Origin of the sequence: Bacillus sp. SA1-12 (genome assembly GCF_000981385.1) — a bacterium.
Lineage (GTDB): Bacteria > Bacillota > Bacilli > Bacillales > Bacillaceae > Metabacillus.
Genome location: NZ_LATZ01000083.1, coordinates 1 through 1,374 on the forward strand (window position 1 = coordinate 1; position 1,374 = coordinate 1,374).

1 protein-coding gene and 1 rRNA gene are annotated in these 1,374 nt (G+C 41.5%); both read right to left on the reverse strand.

The genetic code is table 11. The features are described from left to right. Nucleotides 1–470, reverse strand: a 16S ribosomal RNA gene (locus WQ54_RS17895); the annotation flags it as partial. A gap of 383 nt (nt 471–853) precedes the next feature. Next, a partial coding sequence (locus WQ54_RS17900) for an NCS2 family permease (RefSeq protein ID WP_046585971.1) occupies nt 854–1,374 on the reverse strand: 521 nt, incomplete at its 5' end.

Below are 1,374 nucleotides of genomic sequence, written 5' to 3' on the forward strand. Positions count from 1 at the left end.
GAACGGTACTTGTTCTTCCCTAACAACAGAGCTTTACGACCCGAAGGCCTTCTTCGCTCACGCGGCGTTGCTCCGTCAGACTTTCGTCCATTGCGGAAGATTCCCTACTGCTGCCTCCCGTAGGAGTCTGGGCCGTGTCTCAGTCCCAGTGTGGCCGATCACCCTCTCAGGTCGGCTACGCATCGTCGCCTTGGTGAGCCGTTACCTCACCAACTAGCTAATGCGCCGCGGGTCCATCTGTAAGTGGTAGCAAAAGCCACCTTTCAACTTCGAACCATGCGGTTCGAAATGTTATCCGGTATTAGCTCCGGTTTCCCGGAGTTATCCCAATCTTACAGGCAGGTTACCCACGTGTTACTCACCCGTCCGCCGCTAATCTTCGGGAGCAAGCTCCCTCAGATTCGCTCGACTTGCATGTATTAGGCACGCCGCCAGCGTTCGTCCTGAGCCAGGATCAAACTCTCCAATAAAGAGTTGATATAGCTCATAAAATGTACTAGTTTAGTACGTTGTTTTTTTAATCGAAATTAACGTTGGCACGCTTGGTTTTGTTTAGTTTTCAAAGATCATAATCAGTTGCACCTCTCAGGAGCAACCTCTTTATAATAACAAACCTCATCATCTGAGTCAAGTTATTTTTTTGTTTTTTATTTTTCATTTATTACTGCACCGTTTCAGCAGCAACGTTTTATACTATACCATGCTCTTTATCTGTTAGCAAGAGTTTTTTCATAAAAAAATTTTAATAAATGGAAGTAATAAAAATAGAAGCTCCTTGTTCAACATTCTATTTGAACAAGGAGCTTCTATATAAATTAAGAAGAAATGATATCCCATTCTTTAATTTATTACCTTAAGCGATAAAAATAAAGTAGAGAATAAATACAACTAATAAGAAGTACATAATAGGATGAATTTCTTTACCCTTTCCTTTTAACAGCATCGTAATCGGATAAAAGACAAAGCCGCAGGCAATTCCGGTAGCAATACTATAAGAAAGAGGCATCATGATAATGGTAAAGAATGCTGGAACTGCGACCTCCAAACGATTCCAATCAATATCTTTCAATGCAGAAACCATTAAAATACCAACTATAATTAAAGCAGGTGCTGTTACTGAAGGTGTGATAACTCCTAATAATGGTGAAAAGAAAAGTGCCAGTAAAAATAAAACAGCCGTTACCACTGAAGCAAAACCCGATCTTGCACCTGCCGCGACACCTGCAGATGACTCAACATATGCGGTGGTTGTTGAAGTACCTAGAATAGAACCAATAGTTGTTGCCGTTGCATCAGCAAATAATGCTCTGCCTGCACGAGGCAATTTATTATCCTTCATTAATCCAGCTTGATTTGCAACAGCTACAAGTGTTC